Raw genomic sequence first — 17,447 nt, forward strand, 5'->3', positions numbered from 1 at the left:
TATTTCGCAATCAGAAGTGAAAGATTTGTGATGGGAATAACAATAAATTTACATATTGGGTTTTATTGATAATGAAATCATATATTTAATAAAATTGATGGGTTTCTGTTAGACTTTTTGACGGAAAACGTGTTGTTTATAAAAACATCTTTTAGGGATTGTTTACTTGTTAATGATGGGAAGGGGAAAGGCTATGCATGATTCATTAACCATCGCGCTGCTGCAGGCGCGGGAAGCGGCGATGTCGTACTTCCGCCCGATCGTGAAGCGCCATAACCTGACCGAGCAGCAGTGGCGCATCGTGCGCGTGCTGGCTGAACATCCGTCGATGGATTTTCACGATCTGGCGTTTCGCACCTGCATCCTGCGCCCGAGCCTGACCGGCATCCTGACGCGCATGGAGCGCGACGGCCTGGTGCTGCGCCTAAAGCCGGTGAACGACCAGCGCAAGCTGTACGTGTCGCTGACCAAAGAGGGGAATGCGCTATATGAACACGCCCAGGCGCAGGTCGAAGAGGCGTATCAGCAGATCGAGGCGGAATACACGCCGGAGAAGATGAAACAGCTGACGGCGCTGCTGGAAGAGTTTATTGAACTCGGAAACCGGCATAACGCAGCGCGGGAAGAAGAGTAAAAACCACAAATTCCAGGATGATTTTCGTAAAGTTTTCCCTTTCCAGGCCGAAAATTCTGTATCTGTCTGAGGAAAGAGAAAACATGTTAAACCGTATCAAGATTGTCACCAGCTTAATGCTGGTTTTAGCGATATTTGGCCTTTTACAACTCACGTCCGGTGGTCTTTTCTTTAATGCCCTTAAGAATGACAAAGAGAATTTCACCGTCCTGCAAACCATTCGCCAGCAACAATCCACGCTGAACGCCAGCTGGGTAGCGTTGCTGCAAACCCGTAATACCCTGAACCGTGCGGGTATCCGCTACATGATGGATCAGAGCAATATCGGCAGCGGCGCGACCGTTAACGATTTGATGCAAATCGCGTCTACGTCTCTGAAACAGGCGGAAAAAAACTGGGCTGCCTACGAAGCCCTGCCGCGCGATCCGCGTCAAAGCGATGCGGATGCCATGGAGATCAAGCGTAACTATGATATTTACCACGGTGCGCTGGCGGAGCTGATTCAGCTGCTGGGTGCCGGCAAAATCAACGCCTTCTTCGACCAGCCGACCCAGAGCTATCAGGACGGTTTTGAGAAGCAGTATGTGAGCTACCTGCAGCAGAACGACAAGCTGTATCAGACGGCGGTCGAAGACAGCAACAGCTCCTACAGCCAGGCTATCTGGGTGCTGATCAGCGTCCTGATTGCCGTGCTGGTGGTGATCGTGGCCGTCTGGCTCAACATCAAGCAGACGCTGATCTCTCCGCTGAATCGTCTTATCGACAACATTCGCCATATCGCCAGCGGCGACCTGGTGAAGCGCATTGAGGTTCAGGGCACCAACGAGATGGGTGAACTGGCCGACTCGCTGCGCCATATGCAGAGTGAGCTGGTGCGTACCGTTGGCGACGTGCGTAACGGCGCGAACGCGATCTACAGCGGCGCGAGCGAAATTGCGATGGGCAATAACGACCTCTCTTCCCGTACTGAACAGCAGGCCGCTTCCCTGGAAGAGACCGCTGCCAGCATGGAGCAGCTGACGGCAACCGTTAAGCAGAACGCCGAAAACGCCCGTCAGGCGAGCCACCTTGCGCTGAGCGCCTCTGAAACCGCGCAGAAAGGCGGCAAAGTGGTGGATAACGTGGTCCAGACTATGCGCGATATCGCGGGCAGTTCGCAGAAAATTGCCGACATTATCAGCGTGATCGACGGCATTGCCTTCCAGACCAACATTCTGGCACTGAACGCGGCGGTAGAAGCGGCGCGTGCGGGCGAGCAGGGCCGTGGTTTTGCGGTGGTGGCAGGTGAAGTGCGTAACCTGGCCCAGCGCAGCGCCCAGGCGGCTCGCGAAATCAAGAGCCTGATTGAAGACTCCGTGGGCCGCGTGGAAGTGGGCTCAACGCTGGTAGAAAGCGCCGGTGAAACCATGGGTGAGATCGTGAACGCGGTGACCCGCGTAACGGACATCATGGGTGAAATCGCCTCTGCGTCTGACGAGCAGAGCCGCGGTATCGACCAGGTGGGTCTGGCGGTCGCTGAGATGGATCGCGTGACCCAGCAGAACGCCTCGCTGGTTGAAGAATCTGCCGCAGCGGCGGCCGCCCTGGAAGAGCAGGCGAGCCGTCTGACTCAGGCCGTGGCGGTGTTCCGCATTCAGCAGGAGCAGATGAAAGCGCGCGAATTCGCTGCGGCTAAAGCGGTTTCCACGCCGGTGATGGCGCGTAAAACCGCGACGGCCGATTCAGGCGATAACTGGGAAACGTTCTAACCCGGTGCGTTGTGCCGGGTGGCGGCTACGCCTTACCCGGCCTACGGAAGGTTGTTGCAGGCCCGGTAAGCGAAGCGCCACCGGGCGATATCAAAGCGGCAGACGCATGGCACAGCGGGAGTTATACGCTAAGCCGTGCGCTGCTTCTTCTTCACGTTTTTCACGCAGTTCAGGCGTGAGTTCAGCTATGTATTCAAACCCCAGCTTTGCATAGAACGGCGCGTTCCACGGTACGTCCCTGAACGTCGTCAACGTCAGCGACGCCAGCCCCAGCGTGCGGGCATGGTCTGCCACGCAGGCGATGAGTTGCCTGCCGATCCCTTTTCCCTGCCAGTCCAGATCAACCGAGAGTTCGACAATAAACAGTGATGAAGGGTGTGCCTCGGCGAGGATAAACCCGACGGGCTGGCCGTTCGCCAGCGCCAGCCAGCTTAGCCCACGTTCGGCATATTCCAGGTGCTGCTCAGCGGAAATGACCTCACCGTCGGCAAGCCAGGCGAGATCCGGGCTTTCACGAAAGCGCTCGCCCGCCGCGCGTTCAATGGCGGGCAGGGAGGCAACGTCGCCGGGACGCGTGGGGCGGACGGTGAGGTTAAGGTCGACCATTAGCCTGCGCGACTCACAATTTTAATTTCGACCATGCCAATGCCGAGCTCGCGCGGTGAATGGCCGAGAATATTCCCTTCATTGGTGGACTGCGGATCCGGCGGCACGATCACCAGGGTATTGCTGCGCGATGGGTTCTCAAAATGCAGCGTGTGCGTGCTCACGTCGTTCCCGAGCGTCAGCATCTGCTCCTGGCTGCCCACGCGAACCGGTACGGGCTTGTTAGCGTTGGGGCCATACGCTCTGGCGGTGATCACCAGGTCGAATTGTTCCGGCAGGGGATGGGCGTATTCAATTTTCACCTCGTTGCCCAGCTGCGCGTTGGACCAGCGCCCCCAGGACTCCGGACGCGAGATGCCGCTAAACTGCTTCACTTCCTCGGGCGCGCCGGCCACGTTAAAGATAAAGCTGTCCGCTTTGTAGCGAATGTCGTTATCGCTGATTTTCAGCATGTCGACGTTACGCTGATAGCGCGCGGTATCAATCACCGTATCGTTAAACGCGGTTTTGCCTTTCCACTGGGCTTTATCCACGTGCTGCACGGTTTGCTCCCCGCCGAGCTGACCCTGAGAGACGCACCAGTCGGTAGAAAGCGCCAGCGGCTGCGACCAGAGCTGGCCCATCTTGTAACATCTGTCGACCCAGACGAAATTATCGCGTGGGGCAAAATCTGCCAGCTGATAGCGCAGCGGCGCGGAATATTCGCTTTCCGGCAGCGGCTCGACGCGCCCCGCCGACACGCGCACCAGCAGCGGTAGACGGAAGCTGCTGCCCGAGAAGGCAATCGTGTTTTTATCCCGATCGACGGTGAAGTCCTTCATCTCTTTCGGGAAGTTCCACAGGCGGATAATGTCTGGCTTCCAGGCGAGGATTTTATCCTTCATGTTGAGGAACACTTCCGACAGGGATTGCCCCGACAGTGTGCTGCGGCCCAGGCCAATAAAGTTGTCGCCGCCCAGAATGTCCAGCACGGTTGCGCCGTTATCCATGGAGTTGCGTTTGGTGGCGATGACCTCCTGCTGCGGCTGGTCGCCGCGCAGGACGAAGAACAGGTTGCTGCGATCCTGCTTGTTGAGCCGATCCCATGCGCTGTTTTTCATCGCCAGATGGTCAGACGAAACGACGATGACGGTGTTTTTAAACCAGGGCGAGGCTTTGATTTTCTCGACCAGCGCGGCAATGTGCTCCTGGCTGCAGGTCACGGCGCTGAAAGACGTGTTGTTTTTGCCATCCACGTCATAGCTTTTGAGTTTGCAGCTGCGCGAGACGAACCCGTCCGGATGGTGGGTGTCCACCGTCAGCGCAAAGAGGGAGAAACGCTTGCCCGCGCGGGAAAGCTCCTCGAATTTCTTCCAGGTTTCGTCGAGTACCGTATCGTCATAGAAGCCCCAGTCGTTACGGTAGCTCGGATCGGCAACCGTCGTTTTTAACTCCTCTGAGCCATACAGGTGGTCAAAACCGTGGGATTTCAGGAACACGTCTTTTCCGGCAAAGCGCAGGTTTGCCCCCTGCACGAAATAGTTTTCGTAGCCGGAGTTTTTCAGGATATCGCCGAGGCAAATATTCTGGGGGAAGAACGTCGACATCGAGGCTGAGGCGTTACCTTCAAAAGGCGCGAACAGCGGGATACCGCACTGGGAGGCAACCATACCGGCAATCGTATAATCCGTGCCGGGAAGCTGCATGGTGTGGCTGAAATCGAGCCCTTCATTTTTCAGCGCGCCCAGGTCCGGCGTCAGGTTCGGGAAGGCATCGTTATCAAAGTACGTGCGCTCCAGGCTTTCGCCGTAGATGTAGACCAGGTTGAGCTTCGGGTTGGCGATCGTTTTGGACGGTTCTTTGTAGTAAGCCGCGAAATCCGGATCGCCGTCGCGCGACTGGGATTTCACCAGCTCGGTGATCTGATGGAACGCCGGGCTGGCGTCGACGGAGGCCAGCGCCAGGAATAACGCCAGCAGGCTGTAGCCATGATGGTGCGGAAGATGGCGACGTCGACGCAGCACCCAGGCCAGCGCGCCAAAAATCGTCACCAGCGCGACGATAAGGCCGAGCCCCGGAAGAATGTACTTGCCCACACCCGCGCCCGTCAGGCTGTTCGTTAGCGTGTAGAGCACCGCATCGTTAATACCGTCACCGGTAAAGTAGTCGCTGGCGTATAAGGTAATGTTTAAAATAATAAAAATGCCGAGTACCACCAGCGTGGCGATAAACCACCAGGTGTGACGGCCGGCTTTCCAGGCGTAAACGCCGACAGAAGCCAGAAAAAGGATAAGAGACATGAATTCTGACAACAGCATATCCTCATGACGCCAGGTGCTTCGCTGGCTAACTGTTTATTTTTTGGGTCATACAATGTAATTGCGATGTCGTTAAGCTGCAATTTTAGTGTCACGAAAGTGTGCTGTTGTTAGGATTTGGTTTAGAAAATCGTTTTTATGAAGAAGGTCGCATCCTGACAAACGGACGCTGAGACGGTGGCAGGTGGGAAAAACGTTCGTTTAGCGCCGCGTTGCAAGACTATCGCATTAAACGCGGCGTGTTGTGGCAGAAAATGGGGTAGATCAGGAGATGAAATTAACGCCTTGTTTCAGCACCAGATCGCAGGCTTTGGTTTTCACCTGTTTTGCCAGAGAAGAGTTGCCGAGGGTGCTCAGGTTAAGCTGCTGCCCGTTTTGCGCGTTAAGCAGGCCCTGAATGCCGTCCATATAGTTGGTGTCCGCTTTTTGCTCCTGGGTATCCAGACCCAGTTTACCCAGCACCTGGTTTTTCACGTTTTTCGCGTCGGTCACTGAGGCCAGCTTTTGCTTCGCGCAATATTCCAGAATCCCCGCCGCGTTGTTCATCGTGCCCGCGCTAAGGCTCTGAGAGCTGTTGCCCAGCAGGCTGGTGAGGGAAGAGGCGGAGAGTCCACCCTGAGAGCTGCTGCTCTCTTTGGTCAGCTCATTTGCCGCGCTTGACAGGGACTCCTGCCAGGACGCCGCTTGCGCTGCGCCGGTCACCAGCAGCGCGCCTAAAAAGGTGCTGATTAGAATCTGTTTTTTCATCATGGCTCTCTCAAAAAGGTCCGTTTTGGGCCGAAGGGGTTCCAGTATATACCTGTGCCCAGGCGGCGATTCCTGGAACTGTCTTAATACTCTTTGCCGGTAACGCGGCTGCGGTAACTTTCCCAGTCGAAGATGACATAAAGACTATTACCCAGCTTCATGCGGTCCATGACGCGTTCACCCAGTAAGCGGGTCATCTCGTCGATATTGTGGTTCGTCAGCATGCCGGTGGGGCGTTTGGACGAGGAGCGGCGGTCGACAATCTGGTTGATGATCACTTTTTCATAGCGGGATTCTGTCTGAACGCCAATCTCGTCGATGACCAGTAAATCGACATTGCTCAGATCGTTGAGCAATTGCTCTTCGCTGGTTTCGCGGTTGCTGAAGGTGTCTTTCATCGCAGACATGATATCGGCCACGGTGATGATGAGGACCGATTTACCCCGCAGAAGCAGCTCGTTGCAGATAGCGGCTGCAAGGTGGTTTTTTCCGGTGCCCGGCTTGCCGCTAAAGATGAAGCTGGCGATATTGCCGTCGAATTCATCCACGTACTGACGGGCGGCGGCAAGGGCGTTCATTTGTCCGTTGGTTTCGACTTTATAGTTATCGAACGAGCAGTTCTGGTGCAGGGGACGGATACCGGAGCGGTTAAAGGTGCGCTGCATTTTCATCGCCCGGTTTTCCCTGGCGAGCGCGGCGGCGCGGATCTCACCTTGCTCTTTTTGCCACGCCAGCAGCTCTTCACCCGTGGTGAAAGCGGGCTTCACGTTGGCAGGCATCATTTTTTGCAGACGTTTCATCAGGTCGCCGACGTTCTTCATTTCGCACCTCGGAATCCGCTGGGGATCTGTTTATCCGGTTCTGAAAACGCGTTGATATCGCGTTTGGGCTGGCCGTTGTTGCCGGCGCGGGTAATTTGAAGATGACGCGCGAGCTTTTGCTGCCATTGAATATGGGTGAAGACTTTACCTTCCGCCTGCCACCAGGCGGTAAACGCGGCGAGCTCTTCCGCGGTGGCCGGCTGGGTTAGCGCAATGCCCCACAGCGCGGCCTGCCGCTGAAAATCCGCATCCGGCTGCCAGCCCGCGTACAGGGCAAATTTTCCCATCGGAACGGTCACGGGGACGTTAACCGGTTCATCAAAGAACTGGTTGTCCAGCGTGATATCGCTCGCCGGGCGTGACAGTTGCGCTTCAATCTCCAGAAGCTGTGCCAGGCGTTCCGGCGTGATTGCGTAGAACGCCGGCGCGTTGTCGGCAAAAACCGCAACCGTGCCGCCTTCGGCATGGGTCAACACACCGCGTGGGTCGCGCATAAAGGCATCAATGCCAGCAATGCTGGTGGTCAGAATTCTGGAGGACATAACGCTTACTCTACTGATTACTACGGGCGTGATATGGGCTTATGGTAGCACAGAGAGAGGAAAGGGAAGGAGGGGATTTCCCCGGTGGCGCTGCGCTTACCGGGGCTACGGTCGTAGGCCTGAAAAGCGCAGCGCCATCAGGCATTTATCACGCGATAATATTCAGGGTCACGTCGATGTTGCCGCGGGTCGCGTTAGAGTACGGGCAAACAATGTGCGCCGCATCGACCAGCTTTTTGGCTTCCGTAGGATCCATACCCTCAACGTGGATGTTCAGTTTTGCTTCGATACCAAAACCGGTTGGCAGCGGGCCAATACCCACTTCGCCTTCAATAAAGGCATCTTTTGGCAGGGTGAATTTGTCGCGTGCGGCCACGAACTTCATCGCGCCCAGGAAGCAGGCAGAGTAGCCCGCAGCAAACAGCTGCTCAGGGTTCGTCACTTCTCCGCCCATGCCGCCCATCTCTTTTGGCACGCCCAGTTTTACGTCCAGTACGCCATCGGAAGAGGTCGCGCGGCCGTCACGGCCACCGGTTGCTTTTGCTTTGGCGGTATAAACAACTTTTTCTAAAGACATGGCAGGTTCCTCATCTTGCTTTGATGTGTGCTATTAAATAGCGTGCGATATATATGGGTGATAATCACGCGTAAAGTATAGCTTTACGCGCGGTGTAGCTGTTGTCGCAAAAATTCGAGCTGCTGTTTAAGCGCCAGCAAAGTGTCGGTATCACACTGCGCTGCGCAACCCACCGCATGGGGAATACCCAATGCCTGCTGCTGAAGTTCACGTCCCGCTTCACTCAGGGTGACGGCGACCTGACGTTCGTCTTTGCGCGAACGGTGACGGTTGATTAACCCACCGCTTTCCAGCCGTTTTAACAGCGGCGTCAGGGTTGCAGAGTCCAGAAACAGGCGTTCGCCGATGTCCGACACCGTGACGTCATCCTGCTCCCACAGTACCAGCATCACCAGATATTGCGGGTAAGTCAGGTTCAGCGGTGCCAGCAGTTGCCGGTACAGCTTATTAAGCGCCAGATTTGCCGAATAGAGAGCAAAGCAGAGCTGGTTATCCAGCTTGAGCGCAGCGGTTGCGTCGTTCGTTTTCGCGTTCATGAGATTAATATAGGTAGTGTGCGATTTAATTGCAAGCAATTTTATGGGCAGGTGTAGCGGAGCGCCACCTGAACGGCCATTTTGCGGTAGTGCTGGCGCTGAGCCTGTTCGTCCGCCCCATCTTCAAACAGGAGCGTGAAGGTGTAGCTGTTGGCAACGTAATGAAAGCTGAAGCTGCTTATCAGGCGGTGAAGATCGCGGGCGTCAACCGTCTGGCTGAAGAGCTGCTTTTCTTTGCCCCGGAGCAGGATGCCCTCCAGCAGGTCGAGCGCGCTACGGTTAACCTGGCGAAGATAGCTCGACTGCTGCATAAAGCGGCCGCGCTGCATGTTTTCCATGCAGATAATCCGGATGTAGTCCGGGTGGTCGGCATGATAGTCAAAGGTGGCTTCAACCAGGTTGACCAGCGCTTCGACGGGGGGCATTCCCGCCAGGCTTAGCGCTTTTTCACTGGCGCGAATCTGGGTGTAAACATGTTCCAGAACCAGCAGATAGAGATTCTCTTTATTCTTAAAATGATAAACCACCATGCGTTTGGTGGTACCCGCTTTCTCCGCGATCTGCTCCATGCGGGCACCGTTCAATCCATACTCGGCAAAAAGCGCGATGGCGCTCTGAAAAATTTTCTCTTTCAGGCTGGATTCTTCGCCGTGCTCGGGGTGTTCGCTGCCAGGGTTAGCCACTTCCTTTCCTTATTTTCACCAAACGGACGAGAAAGATTATCTCCATGGCAGCGAAATAACACAAATATCAAACGCGTGGGCGTTTGCGGTACAGCCACAGCCCGGGGATCGACAGCCCGATGGAAAGCGCGCCGACGATGGACGAGGCCTTAAGAAAGTTGCTCAGGAGGAGGATCATCTGAGGCTCGGTGTAGCCAAAATGGCTGATTTTCACCGCGGAAATCATCGCCGTATAGGCAGATATGCCGGGGAACATTGGGATCACGGCGGCGACGGTGAACACCTTGGGATGCGCCAGATACCAGCGCGACCACTGAATGCCGATACTGCCAACCAGCATGGAGGCCATAAATGTCGACCATTCGATGTTAAATCCTGCGGTCATCATCACCATTCGCGAGCCATGGCCAATCGCGCCCAGCAGCGCACACCATCGCAGAGCGCGTTGCGGAACGTTAAACACCATCGCAAAGCCGACGGCAGGAATGGCGGCCAGAAGCATGTCCTGTGCCAGCGCCAGCAGAAAATCTATCACGCCCATCCGCGTAACCCCCAGAGTGTCATGGCCATCACAACGCCGATGCAGGTCGCCAGCGTCAGCAGGCTGGCAATAGCCCAGCGTGCCAGACCGGTATTGATGTGTCCTTTAAACATGTCGGCGACGGCGTTAATCAACGGAAAGCCCGGAACCAGCAGAAGCACGCTGGCGGCCATGGCAATCGTCGGGGTAGTGGCAAACTGCGGCAGGCGCAGCAGCAGGCCGGAAACCGTGGTGGCGACAAACGCGGTAATGCAGAAGTTAATTTGCGGATGCAGCTGCCGGTGCGTCAGCAGCTGGCGAACATACATGGCGATACTGCTGGCGAAAAAGGTGACGATCGCGCCGTCCCAGCCGCCTTTGTTGAGCTTACAAAAGCAGGCGCAAGACAGCCCTACCATCACCACGACAAGCCAGCGCGGATAACGCAATGGCTTAATTTGGCTGAACCGTTTTTCAATCTCCCGAAGATCGAGAAGCTTATGTTCAGCAAGGATGACGATGTGCTGCACTTCGGTCACGACATGCATGTTAATGCCGCGATCATGGTTTTTGCGGGTGGAGGTCAGGCACTGGCCGTCTTTGATCGTGGTCAGCACGATGGCATTAGATGAAATAGCGCTTTCAACGCTATCCATACCCAGCGCCAGTCCCAGCCGGGTGGAAAGCTCCTCAACCAGCGCGCTTTCCGCGCCGTGCTGGAGCAGAAAAAGACCGCACTGAATACATAGCCGCGTGATAGCACGCTGCGTTGAACGATCTGCCTGCATGTATTGTCCTGAAGAAGGTGGAAAGTTGCCGGTTGGCCCATAGCGATTACTTTTAGCACAAAGTGCAGTGCCTCTTGCTGTGGGCCAGATCAAGGTTTATGCAAACAGTTGCAGCGCCTAAGTGCGGGAGGGGTTGGGATTAATTCATCATTCTGGTGAATTATAATTATTGAAAGATAAGTTATATATATTTAGTTATTCTAATTTTATATTGTAGTTATTTTAATGACACTGCAATTAAATTTAATTTCGCTTTGTGAGATATTACTGCTGTTTAGGTATTTCTTAAACTAAGAAAACATCTCATCTTCTGCTTGTATTAACCTGCTTTACACTCAGGGACGAAAATACTCATACGTTGATGCATTTTAACGTTACTCATCACATGAAGAATGGACATGGAGGGTCTATGTTGTCTTTGCACGGTAAGCATAGCGTTATCATTAGCCGGATACCGGTCATGCAAAACGGGTTGGGGGGCGTAATGACTCGCCATTTCCCCGATTTTGAATTGACCTATTGCAGCTCATTGCAGGAGTTAACACTGCTCCAGCTACGCCGCGCTGACGTCATCATTGCCGATATTACAGGCGAATACTGGAATCCTCGGGGCGCGCTCGAAGAGTATTTCAATTTATTGAATCAATACCGGAACATTCACTGGATCTTTTTAGTTTCGCGGCCGCTTAACCCTATTGCCGTTGAGCTACTTGTGCGCCCGGAAAGTACGTTGCTTTCTGATATGGAACCCATTGAAGGCCTGGTGAACGCTATTCGGGCAGGTAGCGAACGCGCAGAGCGGGTAAGCCAGACGTTGTTAGCCCCTGAACCTCAAAGTACGGGGGATGAAGACGAAAACGTTATTGCCCTTACGCACTCCGAACGCAAAGTATTGCGGCTGTTAGGTAAAGGATGGGGGATTAACCAAATCGCCACATTGCTTAAGAAGAGCAATAAAACCGTCAGTGCGCAGAAAAACAGTGCGATGCGACGGCTGTCATTACGCAGTAATGCCGATATGTACGCCTGGATAAACAGTACACAGGGAATGCGAGAGCTGAGTTTGATGTCAGCCTATGGAGAGTTCGAGGAATGGAAAAAACCGATTCAACAAGACATATCGCCATCGTCGAAAATTGCACGATGAGTGCTGTTGGGCTACAGCATCTTTTTGCGATGCCCGGACTGAATCATTATCAGCTGCATCTGTTTAGTGAATTTGACAGCTTTCAGAAAGCACTTCAGCACATCAATTTTTTCTCGCTGATCTATTCATATTCCGATGCGCGAGAAGAGCGTCGTAGCTGCCTGGCGCACCTGCGGGATTTTGCGTTTACGCATGGCCATATCCAGCGCATTATCCTGGTCGCTGATGAGATGGAAGCAAGATTGATTAGCCATCTTTCCCCGTCACGCCTTCACGGTGTGGTCAGTAAATCGCTGAAGCTTGAGCTCCTGCAGAAGGAACTCATGGTGTTGCTGAGCGAAACCCTGCGCATCAATGACAATATGATGAATCACTGGTACCAGAGTCAAAGCAGAATGTTAAGCCCAACGGAACGGGCAATATTGCGTTATATGTCTTGTGGCTATTCCATTCCTCAAATCGCGGCACAGCTTGAACGCAATATTAAGACCATCCGGGCGCATAAGTTTAATGCGATGGTCAAGCTGGGGGTGAACTCTGACGTAGGGCTGCTCGATGCGGCGGATATTATTACCCATCTTTCAGCAAGAGAACCGCGAAGTTCGATACTCAGCAAGCCGACTTTTTTATAACCTGTCTGTTGCGCGCCAGACAGGTTCTGGCGCATCAATCAGATGCAAACATCAACCCATTTTGCGGAAGTTAACTCTGCCATTCTGTCAGGTGAAATACGCACGGCACTATGAATTGCGCCTGCTGCGGGCAGAACTTCGGCGTACTGCTTTAATGAGATATCGCAGTAAACCGCGAGCGGGTTTTCAAGGCCGAACGGGCACACGCCGCCAACGGGGTGACCTGTGATGGTCACCACTTCATCACTGCTGAGCATGCGCGCTTTTGCACCAAACGTATCTTTCAGCTTTTTGTTATCCAGGCGCGCATCGCCTTTCGCCACCACCAGTATCACCTCATTTTTCACCTTTAATGACAAGGTCTTGGCGATTTGCCCCGGTTCAACACGATGGGCGGCAGCAGCCAACGCAACGGTAGCGGTACTCTGACTAAGTTCAATGACGTCTATATCCGGCGCGTTGTCGGCAAAAAACTGCTGTACAGACTGCAAACTCATTGTTTCCTCCTGACAAATATCCTGCGTAATCTGTCATAAGAATTTATGCTCTGTAAATATCTCTTCAGTAACAAATATCCCGAACGGCTGATTTCTGGATCCTCTTCACAATCACGGAAACCGGTTACAGTAACCGGTTGCAGAGCGTGATGCGTCGATTAATACTGAGTACGTAACGTCCCCTGTATCCAATAATAAGAGCAAATTATGAAACCATTCCGTCTGAGCAGTACCACTGGTACACAAGCCAGCAAGGTTGTGAAGGTGATTTATGGAACAACGTGCGGCGCAAATGCGCCCGTAACAAACGTCTGACAGGAGATCTGCCATGTCTGCCAACCATGCTGCGTTTAACCTGATATTCCGTTTTGTTGAAAATTACGTGAGCCCGATTGCCGGGCGGATCTCTTCCCAGCGTCATGTCATGGCTATCCGTGATGGGTTTATCTCTGCGATGCCATTTATGATTGTGGGCTCGTTTCTGTTAGTGTTCGCATACCCGCCGTTTTCGCCGGATACCACCTGGGGTTTCGCCCGAGCCTGGCTGGATATGGCGAAGCAGTTTGAAGGCCAGATCCTGACGCCGTTTGATATGACGATGGGCATTATGTCTATTTATATCTGTGCGGCCATCGCCTATAACCTTGGCAAACACTATGTCAAATCACACCAGTTAGACCCGTTTATGTGCGCCATGCTGTCGCTGATGGCGTTTCTGCTGGTCGCGGCACCGAAAACCAAAGGCACGCTGCCTGTCGATAGCCTGGGTGGGACGGGCATTTTTACCGCGATTCTGGTGGCGATCTACTGCGTTGAGATGATGCGTTTTCTCAAGGCGCATAACATCGGTATTCGCCTGCCAGATCAGGTTCCTCCGATGATCAAAAACTCTTTTGATCTGCTCATCCCGGTGCTGGTAGTGGTGTTGACGCTTTATCCTCTGAGCCTGCTCATTCAGTCTCAGTTCGGCATGCTGATCCCGCAGGCCATTATGTCGGTCTTTAAACCTCTGGTTTCCGCAGCGGATTCCCTGCCTGCGATCCTGCTGGCCGTGTTGATTGGTCATCTGCTGTGGTTCGCCGGGATCCACGGAGCCGCCATCGTCTCCGGGATGCTGCAGATGTTCTGGCTGACTAACCTGGGTGCGAACCAGACCGCGCTGGCCGCCAGCCAGCCTCTGCCGCATATTTTTATGGAGGCGTTCTGGACGTTCTTTATCGTAATTGGCGGGTCGGGCGCCACGATGGGGCTGGTGATTTGCTATCTGCGTAGCCGTTCAGCGCATTTACGCTCTATCGGGCGTTTGAGCGTGGTACCCAGCTTCTTCAACATCAATGAACCCGTTATCTTCGGTACGCCAATCGTGATGAACCCGGTGTTCTTTATTCCGTTCCTGCTGGCACCGATGGTAAATGCCGTGCTGGCCTGGGCGGCGATGACGTTTGACCTGATTGGCCGCGTCATCTCAGTGGTTCCCTGGACGGCACCGGCGCCAATAGGCGCAGCGTGGGCTCTGGGCTGGGATTTCCGCGCGGCTATTCTGGTTGTGGTCCTGGCCTGCGTATCGGCAATCATCTACTTCCCGTTCTTCAAAGTGTACGAGAAACAGCTGCTGGAGCAGGAAGCGGAAGAAGCACAGCGTAACGCGGAAGAGGACAATCAGCAGGTGGCTTAGGTTAAAGCAAAACGGCAACTCAGGTTGCCGTTTTTAGTGTTTGTTCCCTCTCCCTGTGGGAGAGGGGCAGGGTGAGGGCATCAGGCCGTGGCCGATTATTTCAGCGTGCAATCCCCGCACTGCTTAACGTCTGGCAGGCGATAGCGCTGGCAGCATGTGCGGCGAACCAGAAGCCCATCACGGAGCACGACGGTACGGAATAACGGGTTGTCACGGCCATCGGAAAGCTGTTTTGCAAAGAAACAGGACTGACGCAGGGCATCAACGTTCTCATCACCAAGCAGAGGCTTCATTTCCGTTAAATACCAGTGGATTAAATAGCCCGTATTGCTCCAGATAAGCTTCGCGTTAATTTCTCCCGTCGCTTCAAGCGCGTCCACGACCGGGATCAGGGCCTGGGTGATAAGCTGCTCCATGCGTTCCTGAGCCGTCAGGCGTTCCGCGTTCTGATCTTCGTGCAGATCAATCCAGAAACAGGCTGCGCGCCCGGTTTCGTGAAACTCGACGTGGAAATTATCCGGCGAGAGTTCCAGCATGCTCTTCTGGGTTAACAGCGCCAGCATGAGGGGAGGCACCATCAGCCCGATATACCACTGCGCCCAAAGAGAGAGCAGTGGTTTATTTTCCCGCGTAAGAGTGGGCTGATTGCGATAGATATGGTCGGAATAGGTGGCCAGCAGCGACTGCAGTTTTGTCGGTTGACGCCACTCTGAGAGCGTCATGGCGTGGTTCGGGTGCGCTTCATCAAGGCGGATAAAGTTCAGCAGGTGGGCGCGCGTCTCCGCAATCTTATCCCGTATGGCATCCGCAAGCGAAGCATTCCCGCTGGTGAGGGGCGCTCGCCAGAGGAGGGGTTCGACGATGTGTGCGGTATGCGTAGCCATAGTATAGATAGAAATCTAAATGATAATGATTGCCAATCCTAACTATTGCTCATATCAATGGCAAGACTTTTGTCTTTAAGACACCGCCGTGATGTTTATGCCGTCTGCAGCTCTTCACTTAACAGAATGTTATTGCGCCCCATATGCTTTGCTTCGTAGAGGGCTTTGTCCGCTTTTTCCAGCGCGCCTTCCACGTCTTCATCCTCGAAAATGGCAATACCAATGCTGATGGTGACGTTTGTCGCGACACTCTCGTTAAACAGATGCGGGATTTTCAAATCGTAGACTTTCTGACGGATCCGCTCGGCCGTCTGGCGAGCATGTTCGAGTGAAATATTGGTCAGCAGCACCATGAACTCTTCTCCGCCAAAACGCGCCACAATATCGCGAGAACGCACGGCGTCGCGGATTGCCGCAGAGACGCGCTTCAGCGCCTGGTCGCCCATCATATGGCCATAGTGGTCGTTATAGGCTTTGAAGTGATCGATATCCATCAGCAGGACAAAGTGCTCGCCATTTTCTACCGTCGGCAGGTTCTCCAGACGGCTTTGCAGACCGCGACGATTATAGAGCCCGGTAAGCGGGTCCATCATGCTGAGATCGGTAAGGGTTTCTCGCTCTTCCAACAGGCGCGAGAGCAATTCCTGAGCGAAACGGTCGTTACGCGTTTGCAAAATGTTATGAATAGCAATTGCCACCACAGGAAGTGCGAAAGAATAGGTCATTCTCAGCCATATATCGTGATCGCTTAGCCACAGGCAGACAATAAAGGTGGGCAATGAGTGCAGCGTAAATGCTTTGATATTACTCGCGAATGCCAGCGTTCCGATAAAAAGTACTGTTAATAGAGCGATTAACAAATACGTCGCGTGGTCGTGGGTAATTAAGGCGAATTTAGACTCAATTTGCCAGGCCCACAAAATACCGAAGATCCCTGAAACAACGGGAATATTTATCTTCCGCGCGCGCTTTCTCCAGTGCCAGACGAACAGGCCGGTGCTGATGGAGAAAATAGCAATAAGTGGGGCAGATAACAGGCGTACAGAATTGAGCGGATTTGTTACCGAGAACACTGCCGAGGTTGCGTTCAGAAATAAAAATAAACGTAACGACAATTGATATTTTCTGTGAACCAAAGACCGCCAGGATTGTGATGTCATAGTCGTGCGTTTTTATTAAAATTTAATTAAAACAAATAAGTAGGTGCCGTTTCGCAATAAAACATGCAAAAAACTCAAAGAGTAATTATCAGAAAATCTTTAGATGTTGTTAACAGGTGTGCAATTTATCACCTTAGGCAATTCCTGTCATTACGGGAAAGGTAAAGGTCGATGGATTTTGATTCATTCAGCTGACAAATGATAATGTATGTCATATGATATTGGTTATCATTATCGTTGTGAGAGGGCAGATCATGTTGAACAGGGCGCTTGGCAGTGGTTGGGGGGTATTGCTACCGGGAGCCATTCTCGGCGGGTTGATGTTTGCCGATCTCTCCCTTGATACCTGGAAAGCGATCATTGTGTCAGGACTGTTAGTCACGTCAGGCATGATCTGGCATAAGCAGCTGCGCCACTTTGTTTTACTGCCATCATGCGTAGCACTGGTCAGTGGAATTCTGGTGATACTGATGAGTTTGAAATAACAGAGAAAACAAGAGGAACTTCAGAAGGGATGTAAGATAATTGGTGCGAGGGGGGGGACTCGAACCCCCACATCCTAAGGACACTAACACCTGAAGCTAGCGCGTCTACCAATTCCGCCACCTTCGCACAGTCATCTTACTATTTTTGATATCGCCTCGTTGGTGCGAGGGGGGGGACTCGAACCCCCACATCCGTAAGGACACTAACACCTGAAGCTAGCGCGTCTACCAATTCCGCCACCTTCGCCCAGTGCGAGCAATATCATTGTGATTTATGGTGCGAGGGGGGGGACTCGAACCCCCACATCCGTAAGGACACTAACACCTGAAGCTAGCGCGTCTACCAATTCCGCCACCTTCGCATACCATCGATACTGTAAAAGTATCGTAACCACGGAGGCGCATTCTAGATGTTTTCAGCTTTACGTCAACAGAAAAGTGCGCGCGACGCCTTGATTGCTGCAAAAA

19 protein-coding genes and 3 tRNA genes are annotated in these 17,447 nt (G+C 53.4%); 6 read left to right on the forward strand and 16 right to left on the reverse strand.

Annotated features, from left to right (window positions below):
- The first annotated feature begins 193 nt into the window (after positions 1-193).
- Together hpaR and tsr are read left to right on the forward strand one after the other, a co-directional pair.
- On the forward strand, positions 194-634 hold the full coding sequence (gene hpaR, locus HB664_RS06220) for a homoprotocatechuate degradation operon regulator HpaR (protein WP_023334396.1): 441 nt from the start codon (positions 194-196) through the stop codon (positions 632-634).
- A gap of 83 nt (positions 635-717) precedes the next feature.
- Positions 718-2,382: a methyl-accepting chemotaxis protein gene (gene tsr / locus HB664_RS06225; protein ID WP_033146482.1), complete on the forward strand. Its 1,665-nt coding sequence runs from the start codon at positions 718-720 to the stop codon at positions 2,380-2,382.
- A 90-nt stretch (positions 2,383-2,472) separates the two neighbouring features.
- Here the strand turns inward: tsr and HB664_RS06230 are convergent, their stop codons facing one another.
- The 10 genes from HB664_RS06230 to HB664_RS06275 all read right to left on the reverse strand — a co-directional run bounded on the left by HB664_RS06230 (position 2,473) and on the right by HB664_RS06275 (position 10,499).
- The gene (locus HB664_RS06230; RefSeq protein ID WP_064673195.1) at positions 2,473-2,988 is read right to left on the reverse strand and encodes a GNAT family N-acetyltransferase; all 516 of its coding nucleotides are present in this window, start codon (positions 2,986-2,988) and stop codon (positions 2,473-2,475) included.
- Positions 2,988-5,279 (reverse strand): phosphatidylglycerol--membrane-oligosaccharide glycerophosphotransferase, encoded by a 2,292-nt coding sequence (gene opgB / locus HB664_RS06235; RefSeq protein ID WP_219940499.1) that lies wholly within the window; start codon positions 5,277-5,279, stop codon positions 2,988-2,990. The genes HB664_RS06230 and opgB overlap by 1 nt, the downstream gene beginning before the upstream one ends.
- A 270-nt stretch (positions 5,280-5,549) precedes the next feature.
- Positions 5,550-6,032, reverse strand: a complete 483-nt coding sequence (locus HB664_RS06240; RefSeq protein WP_072196596.1) for a DUF2501 domain-containing protein — start codon at positions 6,030-6,032, stop codon at positions 5,550-5,552.
- An 83-nt stretch (positions 6,033-6,115) separates the two neighbouring features.
- Positions 6,116-6,853, reverse strand: coding sequence for a DNA replication protein DnaC (gene dnaC / locus HB664_RS06245; protein ID WP_023334409.1), 738 nt, complete (start codon positions 6,851-6,853; stop codon positions 6,116-6,118).
- The gene (gene dnaT, locus HB664_RS06250) at positions 6,850-7,395 is read right to left on the reverse strand and encodes a primosomal protein DnaT (RefSeq protein ID WP_029742210.1); all 546 of its coding nucleotides are present in this window, start codon (positions 7,393-7,395) and stop codon (positions 6,850-6,852) included. The genes dnaC and dnaT overlap by 4 nt, the downstream gene beginning before the upstream one ends.
- 148 nt (positions 7,396-7,543) lie before the next feature.
- Positions 7,544-7,972: an organic hydroperoxide resistance protein gene (locus HB664_RS06255; RefSeq protein ID WP_202773905.1), complete on the reverse strand. Its 429-nt coding sequence runs from the start codon at positions 7,970-7,972 to the stop codon at positions 7,544-7,546.
- Positions 7,973-8,055: 83 nt separating this feature from the next.
- Complete coding sequence (locus tag HB664_RS06260; RefSeq protein ID WP_219940500.1) at positions 8,056-8,508, reverse strand: MarR family winged helix-turn-helix transcriptional regulator; 453 nt, start codon at positions 8,506-8,508, stop codon at positions 8,056-8,058.
- Between the two features lie 41 nt (positions 8,509-8,549).
- The gene (locus tag HB664_RS06265; protein ID WP_219940501.1) at positions 8,550-9,191 is read right to left on the reverse strand and encodes a TetR family transcriptional regulator; all 642 of its coding nucleotides are present in this window, start codon (positions 9,189-9,191) and stop codon (positions 8,550-8,552) included.
- Positions 9,192-9,258: 67 nt separating this feature from the next.
- The gene (locus HB664_RS06270) at positions 9,259-9,732 is read right to left on the reverse strand and encodes a threonine/serine exporter (protein ID WP_023310302.1); all 474 of its coding nucleotides are present in this window, start codon (positions 9,730-9,732) and stop codon (positions 9,259-9,261) included.
- A complete protein-coding gene (locus HB664_RS06275) occupies positions 9,723-10,499 on the reverse strand; it encodes a threonine/serine exporter ThrE family protein (RefSeq protein ID WP_023310303.1) in 777 nt (258 codons plus the stop codon). The genes HB664_RS06270 and HB664_RS06275 overlap by 10 nt, the downstream gene beginning before the upstream one ends.
- Positions 10,500-10,908: 409 nt before the next feature.
- Here HB664_RS06275 and HB664_RS06280 point away from each other — a divergent pair, with 409 nt between their 5' ends.
- Together HB664_RS06280 and bglJ are read left to right on the forward strand one after the other, a co-directional pair.
- Positions 10,909-11,646 carry a response regulator transcription factor gene (locus HB664_RS06280; RefSeq protein ID WP_167818849.1) on the forward strand — a complete coding sequence of 246 codons (738 nt, stop codon included), beginning with the start codon at positions 10,909-10,911 and terminating at the stop codon, positions 11,644-11,646.
- Positions 11,643-12,278: a DNA-binding transcriptional activator BglJ gene (gene bglJ / locus HB664_RS06285; RefSeq protein WP_087823449.1), complete on the forward strand. Its 636-nt coding sequence runs from the start codon at positions 11,643-11,645 to the stop codon at positions 12,276-12,278. The genes HB664_RS06280 and bglJ overlap by 4 nt, the downstream gene beginning before the upstream one ends.
- A 38-nt stretch (positions 12,279-12,316) precedes the next feature.
- Here the strand turns inward: bglJ and HB664_RS06290 are convergent, their stop codons facing one another.
- A complete protein-coding gene (locus HB664_RS06290) occupies positions 12,317-12,775 on the reverse strand; it encodes a YbaK/EbsC family protein (RefSeq protein ID WP_008502085.1) in 459 nt (152 codons plus the stop codon).
- Between the two features lie 328 nt (positions 12,776-13,103).
- On the opposite strand from HB664_RS06290, the gene HB664_RS06295 reads away from it, so the two are divergent.
- Entirely contained in the window at positions 13,104-14,450 is a 1,347-nt protein-coding gene (locus HB664_RS06295; protein ID WP_023310306.1) for a PTS sugar transporter subunit IIC, read from the forward strand.
- 95 nt (positions 14,451-14,545) lie between these two features.
- Here the strand turns inward: HB664_RS06295 and fhuF are convergent, their stop codons facing one another.
- A complete protein-coding gene (fhuF, locus tag HB664_RS06300) occupies positions 14,546-15,334 on the reverse strand; it encodes a siderophore-iron reductase FhuF (protein ID WP_219940502.1) in 789 nt (262 codons plus the stop codon).
- Positions 15,335-15,429: 95 nt separating this feature from the next.
- Positions 15,430-16,494, reverse strand: coding sequence for a diguanylate cyclase (locus HB664_RS06305; RefSeq protein WP_047060227.1), 1,065 nt, complete (start codon positions 16,492-16,494; stop codon positions 15,430-15,432).
- Between the two features lie 215 nt (positions 16,495-16,709).
- On the opposite strand from HB664_RS06305, the gene HB664_RS06310 reads away from it, so the two are divergent.
- On the forward strand, positions 16,710-16,979 hold the full coding sequence (locus HB664_RS06310) for a DUF1435 domain-containing protein (RefSeq protein WP_032660829.1): 270 nt from the start codon (positions 16,710-16,712) through the stop codon (positions 16,977-16,979).
- Positions 16,980-17,020: 41 nt separating this feature from the next.
- Here HB664_RS06310 and HB664_RS06315 read toward each other — a convergent pair.
- The 3 genes from HB664_RS06315 to HB664_RS06325 all read right to left on the reverse strand — a co-directional run bounded on the left by HB664_RS06315 (position 17,021) and on the right by HB664_RS06325 (position 17,341).
- Positions 17,021-17,106, reverse strand: a tRNA-Leu gene (locus HB664_RS06315).
- Positions 17,107-17,139: 33 nt separating this feature from the next.
- A tRNA-Leu gene (locus tag HB664_RS06320) sits at positions 17,140-17,226 on the reverse strand.
- A gap of 28 nt (positions 17,227-17,254) precedes the next feature.
- Positions 17,255-17,341: transfer RNA gene (locus tag HB664_RS06325), tRNA-Leu, on the reverse strand.
- Positions 17,342-17,447: the final 106 nt, after the last annotated feature.

The organism is Enterobacter sp. DNB-S2 (assembly GCF_019443845.1).
Classification (GTDB): Bacteria; Pseudomonadota; Gammaproteobacteria; order Enterobacterales; family Enterobacteriaceae; genus Enterobacter; species Enterobacter asburiae_B.

Excerpts from the sequence above, each read along its gene's own strand:
- hpaR (WP_023334396.1), top strand. The coding sequence starts at position 194 with ATGCATGATTCATTAACCATCGCGCTGCTGCAGGCGCGGGAAGCGGCG.
- tsr (WP_033146482.1), top strand. The coding sequence starts at position 718 with ATGTTAAACCGTATCAAGATTGTCACCAGCTTAATGCTGGTTTTAGCG.
- HB664_RS06230 (WP_064673195.1), bottom strand. The coding sequence starts at position 2,988 with ATGGTCGACCTTAACCTCACCGTCCGCCCCACGCGTCCCGGCGACGTT.
- HB664_RS06240 (WP_072196596.1), bottom strand. The coding sequence starts at position 6,032 with ATGAAAAAACAGATTCTAATCAGCACCTTTTTAGGCGCGCTGCTGGTG.
- dnaC (WP_023334409.1), bottom strand. The coding sequence starts at position 6,853 with ATGAAGAACGTCGGCGACCTGATGAAACGTCTGCAAAAAATGATGCCT.
- dnaT (WP_029742210.1), bottom strand. The coding sequence starts at position 7,395 with ATGTCCTCCAGAATTCTGACCACCAGCATTGCTGGCATTGATGCCTTT.
- HB664_RS06255 (WP_202773905.1), bottom strand. The coding sequence starts at position 7,972 with ATGTCTTTAGAAAAAGTTGTTTATACCGCCAAAGCAAAAGCAACCGGT.
- HB664_RS06260 (WP_219940500.1), bottom strand. The coding sequence starts at position 8,508 with ATGAACGCGAAAACGAACGACGCAACCGCTGCGCTCAAGCTGGATAAC.
- HB664_RS06270 (WP_023310302.1), bottom strand. The coding sequence starts at position 9,732 with ATGGGCGTGATAGATTTTCTGCTGGCGCTGGCACAGGACATGCTTCTG.
- HB664_RS06275 (WP_023310303.1), bottom strand. The coding sequence starts at position 10,499 with ATGCAGGCAGATCGTTCAACGCAGCGTGCTATCACGCGGCTATGTATT.
- HB664_RS06280 (WP_167818849.1), top strand. The coding sequence starts at position 10,909 with ATGTTGTCTTTGCACGGTAAGCATAGCGTTATCATTAGCCGGATACCG.
- bglJ (WP_087823449.1), top strand. The coding sequence starts at position 11,643 with ATGAGTGCTGTTGGGCTACAGCATCTTTTTGCGATGCCCGGACTGAAT.
- HB664_RS06290 (WP_008502085.1), bottom strand. The coding sequence starts at position 12,775 with ATGAGTTTGCAGTCTGTACAGCAGTTTTTTGCCGACAACGCGCCGGAT.
- HB664_RS06295 (WP_023310306.1), top strand. The coding sequence starts at position 13,104 with ATGTCTGCCAACCATGCTGCGTTTAACCTGATATTCCGTTTTGTTGAA.
- fhuF (WP_219940502.1), bottom strand. The coding sequence starts at position 15,334 with ATGGCTACGCATACCGCACACATCGTCGAACCCCTCCTCTGGCGAGCG.
- HB664_RS06305 (WP_047060227.1), bottom strand. The coding sequence starts at position 16,494 with ATGACATCACAATCCTGGCGGTCTTTGGTTCACAGAAAATATCAATTG.
- HB664_RS06310 (WP_032660829.1), top strand. The coding sequence starts at position 16,710 with ATGATATTGGTTATCATTATCGTTGTGAGAGGGCAGATCATGTTGAAC.